This is a genomic window from Kosakonia oryzae (assembly GCF_001658025.2).
GTDB lineage: Bacteria > Pseudomonadota > Gammaproteobacteria > Enterobacterales > Enterobacteriaceae > Kosakonia > Kosakonia oryzae.
This window is the reverse complement of record NZ_CP014007.2, coordinates 2,880,716-2,897,795: the sequence shown is the minus strand read 5'-3', so window position 1 is coordinate 2,897,795 and position 17,080 is coordinate 2,880,716. Positions and strand designations below refer to the sequence as shown.

Genomic DNA, 17,080 nt, shown 5'->3' with positions numbered 1-17,080 from the left:
TTTATTGCGCTGGCACCGCGCCCCATTGCCGTACCTGCATCCCTTTCACCAGCATCAGCCATGCGATGCCAATGGTGACGATCAGGATCACAAACAGCGACCAGGCAGGCAGGGTGGTGAGAATGATCCCGGTCAGTAGCGGGTTCATTGCTGCACCCAGCCAGCCCAGCGCCTGGGCGGAAAAATAAGTGGCTTTCATCCCCGGCGGCGCGATGTTATCGATCAACAAATATTCACCTGGCGCATAAATCACTTCGCCCAGCGTAAATACCGCAGCGGAGAGCCCCCACAGCCATAAGTTGTTGCCGGAGAGCATAAACCCCACCAGCCCCACTACGAAGCAAAGCGTGCCGAACGCCATGAGCGGACGCAGGTTGGCGGCGGTCAGTTTGCGCCCGACAGCGTATTGCAGCGAGACCACGATAGCGGCGTTGACCGGCAGCACAACGGCCACCACTTTTTCCGCAAAATCGCTGTCCGCTACGGCCATCACGTACTGGGAAAGGCACGAGGCGAAAGAGCCGCAAACGAAGGAAGCAAGCAGGTTCGAGAGGGTAAACCAGCCGAGCGCTTTGTCTTTCAGCAGCACCGACGGCGACCAGGGAACCGCAGGCTCCATGCCGCTGCCCACGGCCACGCGGCGGACAAAAAACTGGATAAAGACCAGCGGGAATGCCGCGCAGACCGCCGCCAGCCAGAACGGCAGATTAATGCTTTGCATCACCAGCAGCGTGCCCAGCGGCGGGCCGACGGTCCAGCCGATGTTGAGAAAGGTGTAGTTAAGCGAAAAGACCTTCGCTTTCGCCGTCGGCGTGAGCGTATCGGCAAAATAGGCTTTCAGCACCGTGGAGAAGACCGAATAAGCGCAGTTGATCAGGGCGAAAAAGAGCACCACCAGCCCGGCGTTATGCGTCAACGGAATGGCGGCGAAACCGGTGATAAAGGCGACGATCGCCAGCAACATATAGCGCTTTTTGTCGAACTTATCCGCCAGCATGCCGAAACCAAGGCTGAAGACAACACCGATAGTCAGCGCGACGGACATAGCATAACCGACCTGATCGACGGCCATGCCGTACTGGCGATTAAGATAGATGGTCATAAACGGCAGCGTTGCGCCGCGACCAATGGTTAATAACAGAGAGGACGCCAGTAGTGCGACGGTGGATCGTGTTTGTGGTGTGGTCATGTTTTGCCCGACATGCTGGTTGTTATAGTTTTTTGTGATGTATACAGCAATAACATGCATAAACCGCTATGTTCAACGGCTCATTTAGCGACAAATGCCCAAACTGACCTACCGAATTTAATGATCTGTCGCTGTACTATTTTTTGCGTTAACGTAAATTTTACAAAAATTGAAACTACAGGGGCGAAGAATGACGCGTAAAGATGTACTGCTGGCAATGCTGGTGGTCGTGGCGTGGGGGCTGAATTTTGTGGTGATCAAAGTTGGCCTGCACAGTATGCCGCCGTTGATGTTGGCAGGTTTACGCTTTGTGTTAGTGGCGTTCCCGGCAATTTTGTTCGTCGCACGGCCCAACATTCCACTGCGTCTGTTGCTGGGTTACGGGCTGACGATCAGTTTCGGTCAGTTCGCCTTTCTGTTTTGTGCCATCAAATTCGGCATGCCTGCCGGGCTGGCATCGCTGGTATTACAGGCACAGGCCTTTTTCACCATTATTCTCGGCGCGGGTGTATTCGGCGAGCGGCTGCAATCAAAACAGCTGATCGGCATTTCGCTGGCGGTAGTGGGGGTGTTGGTGTTGATCGAGTCGAGTCTTAATGGTCAGCACATTCCGCTGGTGGGTTTTGTGTTGACGCTGGCGGCGGCGTTCAGTTGGGCCTGTGGCAATATCTTCAACAAAAAAATCATGCAGCACGGCTCGCGTCCGGCGGTGATGTCGCTGGTGGTGTGGAGTGCGTTAATTCCGATTGTGCCGTTTATGATTGCTTCACTGGTGTTCGACGGCCCGGCGTTAATGCTGCGAAGCCTGGTGAGCATTGATACCACCACGCTGCTGTCGCTGGTCTATCTGGCGTTTGTCGCGACCATTATCGGTTACGGCATCTGGGGCTCGCTGCTGGGGCGCTATGAAACCTGGCGCGTTGCGCCGCTGTCGCTGCTGGTGCCGGTCGTTGGCATGGCGAGCGCGGCAATTCTGTTGGGCGAAACCTTATCGGCCCTGCAACTGGCAGGTGCGGTGCTGGTGATGGGCGGTCTGTATATCAACGTGTTTGGTTTTCGTCTGCGCCGGGCGGTGCAGGCCTAATCGGTTGGTCGGAGAAGGGCTAATCAGGCAGGAAATAAAAAAGCCCCGCTGATGCGGGGCAAAACGATTAGCCGTGCTGATTGTAATAGGGCACGCCTAATGCGTCGGATTTGTCACTGCCCACACCCATATGGTTAAAGTCATACGGCGATGTTTGTTGGGGGGCGGGTAAAATCATCGCGTCGCGGGAATCTTGCGGCGCCGGATGATTGAATTGTTCCGCATAACTCTGGCCGGAAAACAGAACCATCAGCGTGATGGCGGCACAGGCAATACGTTTCATACATTCCTCGATACGTCTTTAAAACAGGCGATAATTAACAAGCATGGTTGAGCGGGTAGAGATACCTTGATTCAGCAGGCATATCTGTCACGCGGAATTTATGTGGCGGCACGTCAAAATAGTTTTTGAACGTGCGGGTCAGGGTTTGTTGCGATTCAAACCCGTAACGCTCCGCCAGATACAGGATCGGTTCGTTGCTCTCCTTGAGCTTTTGCGCAATTTCCGTCAGCTTGCGGCTGCGAATGTATTGGCCCAGCGAATGACCAGTCTCTTTTTTAAACATCCGTTGCAGGTGCCACTTGGAGTAACCTGAACGTTCTGACACTTTTTCCAGTGACAGCGGCGATTCCAGGTTATCCTCGATCCAGTCCAAAATGCTATGAATGGTGATAGCGTCAGTATTGCGTCTGGACATCGTCATACCTCTTTGTTTTTACGGCAATATTTTCCTGAGCAAAGACTCAAGGGTTGCCACTTCTTCTGCCGTTAAGTTTTTTGTTAATTCCTGGTGCAGATCTTTCCCTACCAATTGATGACATTGCTCACAAAGCGCCGCGCCGTCGGGCGTTAATTGCACCAACACGCCGCGTTTGTCATTCGGATTCGGGTTACGCACGATCCAGCCTTTGCATACCAGTCTGTCCAGCATGCGGGTCAGGGCGCCGAGATCGACGGAAAGAATTTTTTTTAGTTCTACCGGGGTGATACAGGTTTGGCAGCGGATAGAACACAGCACCTTAAACTGGGTGGCAGTGATATCCAGCGGCGATAAATAGTCGTTCAATAAACGATCTTTTTTCTGGTTAACCATATGGATTAAGCGGCCTAAAGGAATGATATCGTTAAACAAATCATTCGTGCTTTTCACAATGGTTGCCCCGGCAAGTAGATTAATCACGGCAGATATTATTGCTCAGGCAAATATAAGTCAACAGAATGGATTCCCGGATGCCACTATTTGCTAAAACGTTTCATAACGGTAAAATTTTACACCACGTAAACAACTGAATCGGTTTGCGTTAAGGTGCTGTAGCCAATCTACAACCATCCCATTGCCGCTGTGTTAACGCTATACTGCCCGGGCTTTGACCACACAAGGAGCGTCGCGCATCATGCTTGAATTGTTTAAAGCTATCGGCCTGGGGCTGGTGGTGATACTGCCGCTGGCGAACCCGTTAACCACCGTAGCGCTGTTTTTAGGGCTGGCGGGCAATATGAATAGCGCCCAGCGTAATCAACAAGCGCTGATGGCGTCGGTGTACGTCTTCATCATTATGATGGTGGCGTATTATGCCGGGCAGTTGGTGATGAACACGTTCGGCATCTCGATCCCGGGTTTGCGGATTGCCGGTGGGTTGATTGTCGCCTTTATTGGTTTTCGCATGCTGTTCCCGCAGCAAAAACCGCACGAATCGCCGGAAGCAAAAACCAAATCTGAAGAGCTGGAGGATGAGCCCGGTACCAATATTGCCTTCGTACCGCTGGCGATGCCCAGCACCGCCGGGCCGGGCACTATCGCCATGATCATCAGTTCGGCGTCCACCATTCGCCACAGCTCGACGTTTCCCGACTGGGTGATTGTCCTTGCGCCGCCGCTCGTTTTTGCCGCCGTGTCGGTGATTTTATGGGGCAGTCTGCGCAGTTCCGGCGCGATCATGCGGCTGGTCGGTAAGGGCGGAATAGAAGCGATCTCCCGGTTGATGGGCTTTTTGCTGGTCTGCATGGGCGTACAATTTATCATCAACGGCGTGCTGGAGATTATTACCACTTTCCACGGAGCCGCCTGATGGGTAGAGGGGTTGTGCTGGCGATCGTGATGTTGTTGCTGGCAGGCTGTCAGCATCAGCACACCGCGCCACCGCCGCTGGGGCAGGCAAGTTTTGCCGATTATCAGTTACAAACCCGCGACTATGTACGCGCGCATCGGGCCTTTCAGACGCTGGATAAATCGGCGGAGCTGGCGCTCAACACGCCGCAGGAGTGGCGCCCGTCGCAGCCTGCCCGTAAAGGCATTTTACTGATCCACGGCCTTGGCGATGGGCCTGGCTCGTTTGTCGATATTGCGCCAGCGCTGGCGAAACAGGGTTTTTTGGTGCGCACTGTCCTTTTGCCGGGGCACGGCACCCGGCCCTCTGACCTGCTGAACGTCAGCGTCGAACAGTGGCGGCAGGTGGTGCGCGAACAGGCCGATATCCTGGCAAAAGAGGTGGATACACTGTGGCTCGGCGGCTTCTCCACCGGCGGCAATCTGGCGCTGGAGTATGCCATGACGCATCACGATCGGGTGCAGGGCTTGCTGTTGTTCTCTCCGGCGTTTAAATCCAACACCAGCTACGATTTTCTCGCCCCGACGGTAGCGCTGTTTCGCGACTGGCTGCGCCCACCGAGCGCGATATTCCCGCAGCAGATCGCCACCCGTTATTTACGCGTACCGACGAATGGGTTTGCCCAGTTCTGGCGGACCAGCGCCAGTGCCCAGCGGTGGCTGGCGCGTAAAACCTGGGACAAACCGGCGCTGATTGTGCTGACCGAGCATGATTCCGTGCTCAATACCCGTTGGATCCTCGACCATTTTGATCGCAGCTTTCCCCATCCCGCCAGCCGGCTGATCTGGTACGGCGCACCGCGTCCGGAAGTGGCGAACGTCTCCCGCATTCTGGTGAAAACGGATTTTCTGCCGCAGGATCGCATCAGCCAGTTTTCGCATATGTCAGTGCTGTTTTCGCCGCAAAACCCGCTGTATGGCCGCAAAGGCAGCGTGTTGCTCTGCGCCAACGGTCAGCCTGACGACGCAGCGCAGCGCTGCCTGAAGGGGGACGAGGTGTGGTATTCCGACTGGGGGCTGGTCGAAGCGGGTAAAATTCACGCCCGCCTGACCTGGAACCCGTGGTTTGACTGGCAAACCGCGGTGATGGACAAAATGGTGTCCGAAACGCTGTGATCCGCGAGCCGCTTACATATGGCTGTGGCTTATCTGTTCTTCCAGTTTTACCGGCCAGCGGCGGAAAATCACCACCGCCCATACCAGCGCGGCAATCGCCGGGATGGCACCCGCATAGCCGATGATATCCATCGACCAGTGCAGACTGATCTGGTTGCCAACCAGCGCACCGGCGCCAATGCCAATATTAAAAATGCCGGAAAACAGCGCCATCGCTACGTCAGTGGCATCGGGCGCCAGCGCCAGCACTTTCACCTGCATACCGAGGCCGATAATCATAATCGCAATGCCCCAGAAAACGCTCAGCACCGCCAGATGCATTTCACTGCCGGAAGCGGGCAGCATTAACACCAGCGACAATACCAGCAGGCCAATCGCGCTGCACACCAGACCGGACGCGTGCTGGTTGCCCAACTTACCGAACAAGATACTGCCGATAATGCCCGCGCCGCCGAGGATCAGCAGCAGTACGGTGGCGAAACCGGCGCTAAAGCCCGCCACATTCTGCACAAACGGCTCAATATAGCTGTAAGCGGTGTAATGGGCGGTCACCACCACCACCGTCAGCAGGTAGATGCACATCAGCGCCGGACGACGGAACAGCAGCGGCAGGCTTTTCAGCGAGCCGGAGTGTTCGCTAGGCAGCGACGGCAGCAGTTTTATCAGAGAAACCAGCGTGATGAGCGCGCCAAGACCGATGGCAAAGAAGGTGGTGCGCCAGCCAAAATATTGCCCGACAATGCGGCCAATCGGCAGACCCAGCACCATCGCCAGTGCCGTACCGGTGGCGATAAGGCTCAGCGCCTGCGCGCGTTTACCGGCAGGAGCCAGGCGGATTGCCAGCGAGGCAGTGATCGACCAGAAAATCGCATGGGCGAAAGCAATACCGATGCGGCTTATCACCAGCACTTTAAAGTTCCACGCCAGAAACGACAGCACATGGCTGGCAATAAACAACACAAACAAACCAATCAACAGTTTACGACGCTCGATCTGGCTGGTCAGCAGCATAAAGGGCAGCGACATCAGCGCCACAACCCAGGCGTAGATGGTCAGCATAATCCCCACCTGCGCGGTCTCCATGTCGAAGCTCTGAGCGATATCCGACAGTAACCCCACGGGCACGAACTCGGTGGTATTAAAAATGAAAGCAGCGACGGCAAGCGTCACAACCCGAAGCCACGCGACTTTTCGTGAAACGGTATTCGTAGTCATAAAGTGTTCTGGCTTGGTTAGAAAAAAGAAGAGGAGAAGATCTTAAAGCTTTTGTTGGCGAAAATACAAACATTTTGTGATGTAGATCTCACTTTGCATTCAGTAAATAAATACCGATTGCATCGGTTGCCAATAGCGTTCAGAAACAGAGAACGATAAAGAGGAAACGGCTATGCAAACAATTGACTTTTATATGGTGGACGCCTTTAGCGACCAAACTTTTGGCGGCAATGCCGCTGCCGTGTGCCCGCTTACCGAATGGCTGCCTGACGATCTGCTGCTGAAAATGGCGCAGCAGCATAATCAATCCGAGACGGCGTTTTTTGTCCGCAATGACACCGGGTTTGAGCTGCGCTGGTTTACCACGCAGGCGGAAATTAACCTCTGCGGGCATGCCACTCTTGCCGCCGCGCACGTGATTTTTGAGTATCTGGATTACCCGGCGACGGAAATTCTCTTCGCGACCCGTTTTGTCGGCCCGCTGACGGTCTCGCGTAACGGTGACTGGCTGACGCTCGATTTTCCGGCCTGGGCAACACAAGAGGTCAGCACGCCGCCGGAACTGTTGCTGCAAACGCTGGGTATCAGCACGGCGAAAGAGGTGCGCGTGGCGCGGGATTATCTGGTAGTGCTGGAGAACCAGGTGCAGGTGGAAGCGTTGCGACCGGATATTGCCGCCATGAAGCCGCTGGGAAAAATGGTCTGCGTGACCGCGCCGGGGGATGAGTACGATTTTGTCAGCCGCTTTTTCTGCCCGGGCGAATCGGTGGCGGAAGATCCAGTGACCGGCTCGGCGCACAGCATGTTGATCCCCTACTGGGGCGAGAAGCTGAATAAAACGGTGATGCAGGCGCGGCAGGTCTCAGCGCGCGGCGGCGATTTACGCTGTGAATGGCGCGGCGACCGCGTGCTCATCGGTGGCCAGGCGACGCTCTATCTGCTGGGAAAAGTCTATCTGCGCTAATCGCATTGCTGCGGCGGCTTCGCCTTATCCCGCTACACCAGGACGCCGTGTATTTGTCGCCGCATCAGGCTCTCCATGATGCGCCGCTGCTGGCTGCGAAACGCAGAACGAGTCTGTTCAAGCCGCGAGCGCGAACGCCCGGAGATCCGCCAGCAGCTTGAAGTGTTGCCAGGGCGGCTAACCATTGCCGGTTAACCGCACGGGCTTCAGGGCAGGCGGGCAATATTGGCTTTAATCACCGCGACGGAGTGATTGAATTTCGCCACTTCGTCACCTTCCAGTTGTAACTCAATAATCTGCTGGACGCCGCTTTGCGTCAGCACGGCCGGCACGCCAATCGCCACATCTTTTACGCCGTATTCACCGTCGAGAATGCAGGAGATCGCCAGCGCGCGGTGGCTGCCGGTAAAGATATTGCGGCAGATCTCGGCGATAGTTCCGGCAATGCCGTACTCAGTGCAACCTTTGCGGTTGTAGATCTCAAAGCCGTGGCGGCGCACTTTGTCTGCCAGCGCATCGAAATCCAGGGGTTGCCCGGTTTTGCGCAGGTAGACGTCGGCAATCGGCGAACCGTACACCGAGGAGTGCGACCATACCGGAAACTGCGTATCGCCATGTTCGCCGAGAATAAACGCATCAATACTCTGTGCGCCAATATCCAGTGCTTGCGCCAGCGTGCGGCGCAGGCGTGTGGTATCCAGCCAGACGCCGGTGCCGATCACCTGGCTGCGCGGCAGGCCGGAGAGTTGCCACACCTGCCAGGTAATGATGTCGCACGGGTTGGTGGCGACGAGGAAAATACCGTTGAAACCGTTGGCCATCATGGACGGGACGATGTTTTTGACGATCCGCGCCGTGTTGGCCAGCTCATCCAGCCGCGTCTGGCCCGGCTGTAATGGGCCACCCGAGACGGTAATGACCGCAATGTCGATATCTGCGCACTCTTCCACCGGGCGCGTGGAGATGGTCATCATACCGGGCATATACGCGGCGGCATCCGCCAAATCCTGAACGTGGCCTTCCACGCGCTGCTGATTGAGATCGACGAGGATCAACTCCTCGCAAATGTTCTGGTTCAGCAGAGCATACGCGGCGGACGCGCCGACATTTCCTGTGCCGATAATCATCACCTTTCGGGCTTTGGTATTCATGCAAGTTCCACTATCAGAGTTAGCTATGGGCGTAAATTACCGTTACTTCTCCCCGCGATGCAACGCTGCGCCGGAGATATAAATGATTCCTATGACGGCATTCGGATTTTGCGCGGTTATTTTTACAAGGTGATAACAACAAGGAGCACACGATGTACCGTATTGTCGAGGCGACCGCTTCACAACCCGATGTCATAGCGCTGATTGCCGAGCTTGATCGCTACCAGGCGGCGCTCTATCCGGCGGAAAGTAACCATCTGCTCGATCTGGCCTCACTGCCCGACGAGACGCTGATTCTGCGCAAGATCCTCCATCTGGATCAGGCCGTTGGCTGCGGCGCGGTGGTGCTGAACCACGACGGTAGCGGCGAGATGAAGCGGGTATTTATCGATCCCACACACCGTGGGCAGCAACTGGGGGAAAAACTGATTGCCGCGCTGGAACAGGCAGCAGCAGGGCGCGCCTGCCATACGTTGCGACTGGAAACCGGCATCGAGCAGCATGCGGCGGTAAAACTGTATCAACGCTGCGGCTACCAGATCCGCGATGCCTTTGCGCCGTATCAGCCGGATCCGCTGAGCATTTTTATGGAGAAAGCGCTGCGCTGAACACCTTGCCGTACAGGCATCGGGAAGAGCGGTTTGTGGCGTTGCCGTTATTAACGCCACATCTAATAGCGCGTGGGCGGCACGCCGAACATGGCGCGAAAAGCAAAGGTGAATGCGGCCGGGCTTGAATAGCCAAGATCAAGTGCTACCTGCGTGACGCTACGGTTGTTTTTTAACATCACCACGGATTCCAGCAAGCGCACGCGTTTTTTCCATTCGCTGAACGCCACGCCGGTCTCCTTTTTGAAACGGCGCGAAAACGTGCGCACCGACATCCCGCTACAGGAGGCCCACTGCTCAATGCTGTGCGCTTCACCCGGCGTTTTTTGGATCTGGCTGCATACTTTCATCAGCAACGGTGAGACTGGCCATGATATCGACAGACCGGCATCCGGCAGCCGCCGAAGTAACGAAATCAGTACCTGCACAAGCTGCGCATCTTCGCCTTCATAATCATACTGTTCCGGCACATTCTGCGTCGCGTAGTGGATAAACTCCCGCACAAAATCGCTGACCATCACCACTTTGCTGCCGCTGAAGGCGATGGTCGCGAAATCGGCTTCCACATAGAGGCTTTCCAGCAACACGTCGCTACCGGCGAGAAGACGGTGCGGTACGTGGGCCGGTATCCAGACGCCATAGAGAACCGGAACCACCAGCGTCTTGCCTTCAATTTCCACGCGCATATTTCCTTTCCGCGCATAGAGAAATTCCGCGAACGGGTGCTCATGCCTGTCCACTCCGGTATCGACCGTCAAAGGGTAGCTGCGAAAGTAAACCGGGCGGGGCAAGGTCAACAGTACCGGCGCAGGCTGGCCGCAAATGGGCTGAGGCGGTGGTAACACTAGCTTGGAGCACATAACAACCTGACCTCTATTCGATGAAGTTTGTCTTGATAGCACAGCGCAGGCAGGGCGGGTTTACTGAATAATGACGGGGTCATAAAACGGTTTCGCCCGTCATGAATAATTTACCAGCCATCTGCCTGAGTGCTAAGCCTTTTCGCACATATTGACTGGAGTGATGGGGGGATTTACGGCTGGCAGCAAGCTATGTTGAAGGAAAGATGATGGCTAACGAATGTACCGTCGAGGCGATCGACAAACCAGACCACTGGCAGCGGATCGTGCAGGAACTGCTATCGCAGGCAGGCATTGTGATTAATGGGCCTGAACCCTGGGATATCCGGGTACACGACACACGCTTTTTCAAACGTGTGTTACAGCAGGGGTCTCTCGGCCTGGGCGAAAGTTATATGGAGGGCTGGTGGGATTGCAAACAGCTCGATGCTTTTTTTGACAAGCTGCTCCGCGCCCGGCTGGACGAACAGCGCCCCGCCAGTGTTGCCGATCTGCTGCGAATCGCCTTTGCGCGGTTGTCGAATCCGCAATCGCGCAGACGCGCCTGGCAAGTTGGCGAAGCGCACTACGATCTGGGCAATGATCTGTTTGGCTGCATGCTCGATCCCCACATGCAATATTCCTGCGGCTACTGGAAAGAGGCCGATGATCTGTGTGCGGCCCAGGAGAATAAATTGGCGCTGATCTGTGAAAAACTGCAGCTCAAGCCCGGCATGACGCTGCTGGATATTGGCTGCGGCTGGGGCGGTCTGGCTGAATATGCGGCACGTCATTATGGGGTGAGCGTTGAAGGTATTACGATTTCGGCAGAACAAAAAGCCTATGCCGAGAGCCGCAACGCCGGGCTGGATATTCGTATCTTGCTGCAGGATTACCGCGATCTGGACAAACAATATGATCGTATTGTCTCGGTCGGCATGTTTGAGCATGTAGGCCCGAAAAACTACGCCACCTATTTTAAGGTTGCGGATCGCTGCCTGAAACCGGAAGGGCTTTTTTTACTGCACTCCATTGGTTCAAATAAAACACAACATAACGTTGATGCCTGGATCAATAAATATATATTTCCTAACGGCTGTCTGCCCTCGATAAAACAAATTGCTGAGGCCAGCGAACCTTATTTTGTCATCGAAGATTTACATAATTTCGGCGCCGATTACGATAAAACCCTGATGGCCTGGCATCGCCGCTTTAATCAGGCCTGGCCGCAATTATCCGGCAATTATTCAACGAAATTTCACCGGATGTTCAACTACTATCTCACCGCCTGCGCGGGGCATTTCGCGCCAGAAATATTCAGCTTTGGCAACTGGTATTAAGCCGTGGTGTCGCCGGCGGGCTACGCGTGGCGCGCTAAGTACAATATTTATAAGGCGAACAAAAACGCCATTACCGTCTAAAAAAGCTCTGCCGATATATTCACTGGAAGCGAAATAATATGAACGTTAATTTTTTTGTTACCTGCATTGGCGATGCGCTTAAATCGCGCATGGCCCGCAACAGTGTATTACTGCTCGAACAGTTGGGGTGTCACGTCCAGTTTCCGGAAAAGCAGGGGTGTTGTGGTCAACCGGCCATTAATAGCGGCTACATTGCCGATGCGTTGCCGGGGATGAAAGCGCAGATTGCCGCGCTGGAAATCAACGACGATCCCATTATTTCTCCCGCCGGATCCTGTATGAACGCCATTCGCCACTATCAGGACTGGCTGAGCGATGAGCCTGAATGGGCCACGCGCGCGGCGAAGATTGCCAGCCGGATGGTCGATCTGACCTCCTTTATCGTTAATCAGCTTGGCGTGACGGATGTCGGCGCGCGCCTGCCGGGACGGGCCGTTTACCATCCTTCATGCAGCCTGTTTCGCAAGCTGGGCGTACACGATGAACCGCTGGCGTTGTTACGCGAAGTGCGTGAGCTGGAGATCATCCCGTTTAGCGCCCAGGAAACCTGTTGCGGTTTTGGCGGCACTTTTTCGGTCAAAATGGCCGAGATTTCCGGTGAGATGGTGAAAGAAAAGGTCGCGCATCTTATGGAAGCGAAACCGGATTATGTGATCGGCGCGGATGCCAGTTGCCTTATTAATATTGGTGGGCGCTTGCAGCGCGAAGGCCACAACGTGCGTGTGCTCCACATTGCTGACGTGCTGATGAGCCGCTAAGGAAGCAACATGTTTCTTAAAACCAGTAACCTCCCTTTTTATGATCGGGTTCAGCAGCAAATTGACGATCCGGTGATGCGCCATGCCGTTGCCAACGCGCAGGATCGCATTGGCTCCAATCGGCAGAAAATGATCGATGAACTTGAAAACTGGCCTGACTGGCGTTCACGCGCCGCAGATATCCGCGCCCATGTTCTCGAGAATCTGGATGCTTATCTCTATCAATTGAGTGAAAAGGTCAGCGCGAATGGCGGCCACGTCTTTTTTGCCGACACCCGTGAAGACGCCACCCGTTATATTTTACAGATTGCGCAGCAGAAGCAGGCGCGCAAAATCGTCAAATCAAAGTCGATGGTGACCGAAGAGATCGGGATGAATGCCGCGCTGGAAGGGGCAGGCATGGAGGTCGTGGAAACCGATCTGGGCGAGTATATTCTGCAACTGGCCAAAGATGCACCTTCGCATGTGGTTGTTCCTGCCATCCATAAAGACCGCCAGCAAATTCAGCGCATTTTGCGCGAGAAACTGGGCTATGAGGGCTCCGAAACCCCGGAAGCGATGACGCGCTTTATTCGCCAGAAGATCCGCGCTGATTTCCTCAATGCCGATATCGGCATCACCGGATGCAACTTTGCGGTAGCGGAAACCGGAACGCTTAGCCTGGTGAGCAATGAGGGCAATGCCCGGCTCTGTACCACCGTGCCACGGACGCATATTGCTGTGATGGGCATGGAGCGCGTGGTTCCTACCTTTGCTGAGCTGGACATTATCCTGACCATGCTGGCCCGCAGCGCGGTGGGCGCCCGGCTGACGGGTTACAACACCTGGCTTACCGGGCCGAAAAAAAGCGCAGAAAGCGACGGGCCTGAAGAGTTCCATCTGGTGATTGTCGACAATGGACGCTCGCAGGTGCTGGGTTCGCCTTTTCAGGATATTCTGCGCTGCATACGCTGCGGTGCCTGTATGAATACCTGCCCGGCCTACCGTCATATCGGCGGGCACGGCTACGGCTCGATTTATCCTGGCCCTGTTGGCGCGGTGCTTTCGCCGTTGCTCGGCGGCTATGACGATTTTAAAAACCTGCCTTATGCCTGCTCGCTATGCACTGCCTGCGATGACGTCTGCCCGGTTCGTATTCCCTTGTCTTCATTGATCCTGCAACACCGCCGCACGCTGGCGGAAAGCGGGATGACGCCCGCGATGGAGAGGCATACCGTCCATCTGTTCAATTACGCTAACCGCCATCACTCGCTGTGGAAGGTCGGGATGGTCGCGGGCGCACGCGCAGCGCAACTGATGATTCACAACGGGAAGATGCCTTTTAGCATTGCGGCTATCCGCAAATGGACGGAGGCCCGCGATCTGCCCGAAGCGGATGGCGAAAGTTTCCGCAGTTGGTTTAAAACGCATCAAAAGCAGCGTAAAAACGGGGAGGAAGCATAATGGAAAACCGCGATGCCTTCATGCAAAAGCTTGCCCAACGGCTCGGTCGCGAGCCGCGTCAAATCCCGCAACCACTGCCTGTGATGCACTCTGCGCCGCTGAAAAGCCGCTATGCCGGGCAGATTCAGCAGCAGCCTTGCGAGAGTTTTATGGAATATGCGACACAGGTGATGAAGGCTCACTGTGAACTGGCTCCGCTGGCCACGCTTCCCCAGGTTGCCGAACGGCTGTGTCAACATTACGGCGGCGGCCCGGTAGTGATGAGCGGCGACGCCAGGCTGGCAAAAGCGGGTGTTACGGCGCATTTGCAGAACGCTTTTCCGACAACGTGCTGGGTCGCGCCAGAGAGCGAAGAAAACCTGCGCAACGCCGCCGCCGCCAATATCGGCGTGGTGTTCGCCGAATATGGCCTGTGTGAAACCGGCGGCGTAGTCCTGTTTTCTTCTCCGTTGCAGGGCCGCGCCATTAGCCTGCTTCCGCCAACCACGTTATTTATTCTCTATAAAAGCCGCCTACTGCCTGGCGTCACTCAACTGGCTGAGGTTCTGCAGCAGCGGGTGCAGTCAGCTGAATCTCTCCCTTCCTGTATCAATCTTATCGCCGGGCCAAGTTCGACGGCGGATATTGAGCTTATTAAAGTGGTGGGCGTTCATGGGCCATTGAATGCGGTCTATTTGCTAGTTGAGGATTGTTAAGACAATTAACAGAACGGGCTGAGATTTACCCTCACAATCATTTTTAGTCAGGGATATCTGTTGTGTAATAGTGATATTCCTGACTCTGTCAATAAAAAAGGTGTGGAAATGGGAAAAGAGAGCTCATTATACCTGATGAGTGTAACCATTCAGGATATTCTGCAATGGATCGAGCGTAATATTGCAGAGCCGTTGCCGCTGGGCGTATTAGCGCAAAAATCAGGATATTCCGCGTGGCATTTTCAGCGAGGTTTTAAAAAAATAGCCGGTATGTCGCCAGGAATGTATATACGGTATCGAAAAATGGTTATCGCCCGCGAGTTACTTACCGAAACCAATCGCTCAATTACTGAAATTGCCCTGCATCTCGGTTACCAGCAGCAATCGACATTCTGCCGGGCGTTCCGGGAACATTATCAGCGGACGCCAAGACAGTATCGGCTCCAGGTTCAGACCGGGAGCGTCAAGGCCATCAGAGAATAAGGAGAGCCTGAAGGGCACATAAATGCCGCCTTTCAGGTATTATTCGTAGACATTATCGCCTTCAGGTCATTGGTTATTACCTCTACCCGATTTGCCAAAGTAGCCAGTACGAGGTCTTTCTTATCCTCTACACTAACGAGTGAATAGAAAGGTTCACTATTCGTGCAGGTTAAACGTGATACTGTAAAATCATCATGATGCGGTATTAATGCGCGATAATTTCCTTCAGAAATAAACATAAAACGGGCATCAGGATGCTTGTTAAGCAACATATATTTATTGTTGCAAAAGAAAGTGTCGCGAGTGTCATATTTTAGAGCGAATTCAAAACCGAATTTGATGATAGAAAGCGTCTGTACATTAAATGCAATATACGAAATATAGCCAATAATAAACAATGGGGCGAAAATTGACATTGAATAATTAATGTCAACAGGAGACTTTTTATTTACCTTTTTTGTTTGCAATGTGATAATCGATAGAAAGGAAATGAAAATAAAGTAAATGATATAATAGAAGATAAAAATAAAAAGTAAGGCAGTGACTACCGTTACGAGTTTATTAAATGTCGTGTCAAAAGGAATATCCCATGAATTAGATGTTAGTGAACGCGCGAGATAATATGAAATCAATGACACAATAATCCATGAGTATTTAATTGCAAATTTTACTCTTCGGGCTATGATTTTTTCTTTATTATCGATTGATTTTATATGAGATGCGATAGTGTAGATAATGGATATTGCGGTTATGAAAATTAATGCATTCGGAATGACCATGCTGGTATAGTTAGAAACTTTAAAGGAAATACAGGTCAGAAAAAACAAGAATGCTGAAAGTAATGCCGCTCTTGGCGTTTTTTTATGATGTTTTCGAAAGCGAGTAATAGGTTTAAATGATTTTTCATTCGAGTAATATCGCACGATTAACCCACTGGAAATAATCATGCCCAACCAAATAATCATCGGATATAGCGGTGTTTTCTTCGGTGTAACTAAAAATATTGCCATGTAGAACAATAAAAAATGCGCGACACCAAAGTTTAATGAGTTCCATGTTTTTTTCATCGAAAAACCTTTTTTATAATCAGTTTCATAGCTAATCCTGGGGGCAGGTTACTGCTGCTAGCCCAGGGCAGACAACGCTTTCTCGCTAAAAGTCCGCCAGGAGCGAAAAGAGAGGTTCTGCCGCTTGTACAGAGGTCCGCAACAGTACCACGCTAGTTAAGGACCCTCCCAAAAGGCTGGTCGATAATTACAAAGCCGAGTTGAGCGCTTTCTGACGTACAAGCAAGCGTACCTGCTTACCACGATAGTTAACATAATTTTGAAACTGGAAGCCAAAGCGCTCAGCTAAATAATTTGAACGTTTGTTCTCTTCATCAATAATACAGCACACCGGGGAGGAAAATGTTTTATCGGCCCACAGCAGAATTGCGGCCAGCGCTTCAGTTGCATAACCTTTGCCACGCGCTTCTGGCATTAACGTCCATCCCGCTTCAGGGTATTCCAGTGCAGGGGTAATATCACGATGAGCATCCTGAAAGCCTAACGACCCGGCATAACGGTTTGTTGATTTTTCAAATACTGCCCAATAACCATAACCCAACATCTGCCAGTGCCCGATATCGCGCAATAAACGGGTCCAGACCGTTTCCGGCGTTGGACTCTCTCCGCCATTAATCTTAACCATTTCAGGTGTCGCCCAGCATGCCATGAGCGCGTGGAAATCTTCCAGCGTAAACTGCTTTAAAATCAGGCGTTCTGTTTCAAGTTGTGGCGCTTGCTGTGTCATCAATTGCCCCTTATTTCTTGCTTTAAGATTTTTCTAATTTACACCATGAGCGGATTATTTCCGAACACATTAATAAAAGAGGGCCAGGTCTGTTTTTGGCATAAACCATACAACCTGAAGGGTCACCACGGCAGTTAATAGCGAAAAGTGTATATCCTCAAAGAAAATAGCATTTACCCCTCTTATCGCTACGGTATTTCACAACAGAATAT

The 17,080-nt window shown here is 53.2% G+C and carries 18 protein-coding genes and 1 pseudogene; 10 read left to right on the top strand and 9 right to left on the bottom strand.

Annotated elements, in window-relative coordinates:
• Position 1: 1 nt before the first annotated feature.
• Complete coding sequence (gene ydeE, locus AWR26_RS13780) at positions 2-1,189, bottom strand: efflux MFS transporter YdeE (protein ID WP_064569018.1); 1,188 nt, start codon at positions 1,187-1,189, stop codon at positions 2-4.
• A gap of 190 nt (positions 1,190-1,379) precedes the next feature.
• Here ydeE and eamA point away from each other — a divergent pair, with 190 nt between their 5' ends.
• A complete protein-coding gene (eamA, locus tag AWR26_RS13775) occupies positions 1,380-2,273 on the top strand; it encodes an O-acetylserine/cysteine exporter (protein ID WP_064566640.1) in 894 nt (297 codons plus the stop codon).
• Between the two features lie 67 nt (positions 2,274-2,340).
• On the opposite strand, the gene marB is transcribed toward eamA, so the two are convergent.
• Genes marB through marR form a run of 3 tightly spaced genes read right to left on the bottom strand, consistent with a single transcriptional unit; the run spans position 2,341 to position 3,424 of the window.
• Positions 2,341-2,556 carry a multiple antibiotic resistance protein MarB gene (gene marB, locus AWR26_RS13770; protein ID WP_043953637.1) on the bottom strand — a complete coding sequence of 72 codons (216 nt, stop codon included), beginning with the start codon at positions 2,554-2,556 and terminating at the stop codon, positions 2,341-2,343.
• A 34-nt stretch (positions 2,557-2,590) separates the two neighbouring features.
• Positions 2,591-2,971 (bottom strand): MDR efflux pump AcrAB transcriptional activator MarA, encoded by a 381-nt coding sequence (gene marA / locus AWR26_RS13765; protein ID WP_007374914.1) that lies wholly within the window; start codon positions 2,969-2,971, stop codon positions 2,591-2,593.
• Positions 2,972-2,989: 18 nt separating this feature from the next.
• Entirely contained in the window at positions 2,990-3,424 is a 435-nt protein-coding gene (gene marR, locus AWR26_RS13760; RefSeq protein ID WP_007374915.1) for a multiple antibiotic resistance transcriptional regulator MarR, read from the bottom strand.
• Positions 3,425-3,668: 244 nt separating this feature from the next.
• Between marR and AWR26_RS13755 the strand changes: the two genes are divergently transcribed.
• Complete coding sequence (locus AWR26_RS13755; RefSeq protein ID WP_043953636.1) at positions 3,669-4,343, top strand: MarC family NAAT transporter; 675 nt, start codon at positions 3,669-3,671, stop codon at positions 4,341-4,343.
• On the top strand, positions 4,343-5,497 hold the full coding sequence (locus tag AWR26_RS13750; protein ID WP_064566638.1) for an alpha/beta hydrolase: 1,155 nt from the start codon (positions 4,343-4,345) through the stop codon (positions 5,495-5,497). Before AWR26_RS13755 ends, AWR26_RS13750 begins: the two co-directional genes overlap by 1 nt.
• Positions 5,498-5,509: 12 nt before the next feature.
• On the opposite strand, the gene AWR26_RS13745 is transcribed toward AWR26_RS13750, so the two are convergent.
• Positions 5,510-6,712 (bottom strand): sugar transporter, encoded by a 1,203-nt coding sequence (locus tag AWR26_RS13745; protein ID WP_064566637.1) that lies wholly within the window; start codon positions 6,710-6,712, stop codon positions 5,510-5,512.
• Between the two features lie 172 nt (positions 6,713-6,884).
• Here AWR26_RS13745 and AWR26_RS13740 point away from each other — a divergent pair, with 172 nt between their 5' ends.
• Positions 6,885-7,676, top strand: coding sequence for a PhzF family phenazine biosynthesis protein (locus tag AWR26_RS13740; protein WP_064566636.1), 792 nt, complete (start codon positions 6,885-6,887; stop codon positions 7,674-7,676).
• Positions 7,677-7,882: 206 nt separating this feature from the next.
• Here AWR26_RS13740 and AWR26_RS13735 read toward each other — a convergent pair whose 3' ends face one another.
• A complete protein-coding gene (locus tag AWR26_RS13735; protein WP_064566634.1) occupies positions 7,883-8,827 on the bottom strand; it encodes an L-lactate dehydrogenase in 945 nt (314 codons plus the stop codon).
• A gap of 152 nt (positions 8,828-8,979) precedes the next feature.
• Here AWR26_RS13735 and AWR26_RS13730 point away from each other — a divergent pair, with 152 nt between their 5' ends.
• Positions 8,980-9,435 (top strand): GNAT family N-acetyltransferase, encoded by a 456-nt coding sequence (locus AWR26_RS13730; protein WP_064566632.1) that lies wholly within the window; start codon positions 8,980-8,982, stop codon positions 9,433-9,435.
• Positions 9,436-9,497: 62 nt separating this feature from the next.
• Here AWR26_RS13730 and AWR26_RS13725 read toward each other — a convergent pair whose 3' ends face one another.
• A complete protein-coding gene (locus AWR26_RS13725) occupies positions 9,498-10,295 on the bottom strand; it encodes a helix-turn-helix domain-containing protein (RefSeq protein WP_064566630.1) in 798 nt (265 codons plus the stop codon).
• Positions 10,296-10,504: 209 nt separating this feature from the next.
• On the opposite strand from AWR26_RS13725, the pseudogene cfa reads away from it, so the two are divergent.
• From cfa to AWR26_RS13700, 5 genes and pseudogenes are all read left to right on the top strand, one after another.
• Positions 10,505-11,652 (top strand): annotated as a pseudogene (cfa, locus tag AWR26_RS13720) (cyclopropane fatty acyl phospholipid synthase).
• 81 nt (positions 11,653-11,733) lie between these two features.
• Positions 11,734-12,453: a (Fe-S)-binding protein gene (locus tag AWR26_RS13715; protein WP_064566628.1), complete on the top strand. Its 720-nt coding sequence runs from the start codon at positions 11,734-11,736 to the stop codon at positions 12,451-12,453.
• Between the two features lie 9 nt (positions 12,454-12,462).
• Entirely contained in the window at positions 12,463-13,896 is a 1,434-nt protein-coding gene (locus AWR26_RS13710) for a LutB/LldF family L-lactate oxidation iron-sulfur protein (RefSeq protein WP_064566626.1), read from the top strand.
• The gene (locus tag AWR26_RS13705; protein WP_064566625.1) at positions 13,896-14,591 is read left to right on the top strand and encodes a LutC/YkgG family protein; all 696 of its coding nucleotides are present in this window, start codon (positions 13,896-13,898) and stop codon (positions 14,589-14,591) included. Before AWR26_RS13710 ends, AWR26_RS13705 begins: the two co-directional genes overlap by 1 nt.
• Positions 14,592-14,699: 108 nt before the next feature.
• Positions 14,700-15,074: a helix-turn-helix transcriptional regulator gene (locus AWR26_RS13700; protein ID WP_082934103.1), complete on the top strand. Its 375-nt coding sequence runs from the start codon at positions 14,700-14,702 to the stop codon at positions 15,072-15,074.
• Positions 15,075-15,106: 32 nt separating this feature from the next.
• Here the strand turns inward: AWR26_RS13700 and AWR26_RS13695 are convergent, their stop codons facing one another.
• Both AWR26_RS13695 and AWR26_RS13690 read right to left on the bottom strand, forming a co-directional pair.
• Positions 15,107-16,141, bottom strand: coding sequence for a hypothetical protein (locus tag AWR26_RS13695; protein WP_064566623.1), 1,035 nt, complete (start codon positions 16,139-16,141; stop codon positions 15,107-15,109).
• 187 nt (positions 16,142-16,328) lie between these two features.
• A complete protein-coding gene (locus tag AWR26_RS13690) occupies positions 16,329-16,871 on the bottom strand; it encodes a GNAT family N-acetyltransferase (RefSeq protein ID WP_139227886.1) in 543 nt (180 codons plus the stop codon).
• Between the last annotated feature and the right edge of the window lie 209 nt (positions 16,872-17,080).

Bases quoted from the DNA above. Each gene is read 5' to 3' on its own strand.
- AWR26_RS13705 (WP_064566625.1), top strand. From the start codon at position 13,896: ATGGAAAACCGCGATGCCTTCATGCAAAAGCTTGCCCAACGGCTCGGT.
- eamA (WP_064566640.1), top strand. From the start codon at position 1,380: ATGACGCGTAAAGATGTACTGCTGGCAATGCTGGTGGTCGTGGCGTGG.
- AWR26_RS13700 (WP_082934103.1), top strand. From the start codon at position 14,700: ATGGGAAAAGAGAGCTCATTATACCTGATGAGTGTAACCATTCAGGAT.
- AWR26_RS13740 (WP_064566636.1), top strand. From the start codon at position 6,885: ATGCAAACAATTGACTTTTATATGGTGGACGCCTTTAGCGACCAAACT.
- AWR26_RS13735 (WP_064566634.1), bottom strand. From the start codon at position 8,827: ATGAATACCAAAGCCCGAAAGGTGATGATTATCGGCACAGGAAATGTC.
- AWR26_RS13695 (WP_064566623.1), bottom strand. From the start codon at position 16,141: ATGAAAAAAACATGGAACTCATTAAACTTTGGTGTCGCGCATTTTTTA.
- AWR26_RS13745 (WP_064566637.1), bottom strand. From the start codon at position 6,712: ATGACTACGAATACCGTTTCACGAAAAGTCGCGTGGCTTCGGGTTGTG.
- AWR26_RS13730 (WP_064566632.1), top strand. From the start codon at position 8,980: ATGTACCGTATTGTCGAGGCGACCGCTTCACAACCCGATGTCATAGCG.
- AWR26_RS13725 (WP_064566630.1), bottom strand. From the start codon at position 10,295: ATGTGCTCCAAGCTAGTGTTACCACCGCCTCAGCCCATTTGCGGCCAG.
- AWR26_RS13755 (WP_043953636.1), top strand. From the start codon at position 3,669: ATGCTTGAATTGTTTAAAGCTATCGGCCTGGGGCTGGTGGTGATACTG.
- marA (WP_007374914.1), bottom strand. From the start codon at position 2,971: ATGTCCAGACGCAATACTGACGCTATCACCATTCATAGCATTTTGGAC.
- AWR26_RS13715 (WP_064566628.1), top strand. From the start codon at position 11,734: ATGAACGTTAATTTTTTTGTTACCTGCATTGGCGATGCGCTTAAATCG.
- AWR26_RS13750 (WP_064566638.1), top strand. From the start codon at position 4,343: ATGGGTAGAGGGGTTGTGCTGGCGATCGTGATGTTGTTGCTGGCAGGC.
- ydeE (WP_064569018.1), bottom strand. From the start codon at position 1,189: ATGACCACACCACAAACACGATCCACCGTCGCACTACTGGCGTCCTCT.
- marB (WP_043953637.1), bottom strand. From the start codon at position 2,556: ATGAAACGTATTGCCTGTGCCGCCATCACGCTGATGGTTCTGTTTTCC.
- AWR26_RS13710 (WP_064566626.1), top strand. From the start codon at position 12,463: ATGTTTCTTAAAACCAGTAACCTCCCTTTTTATGATCGGGTTCAGCAG.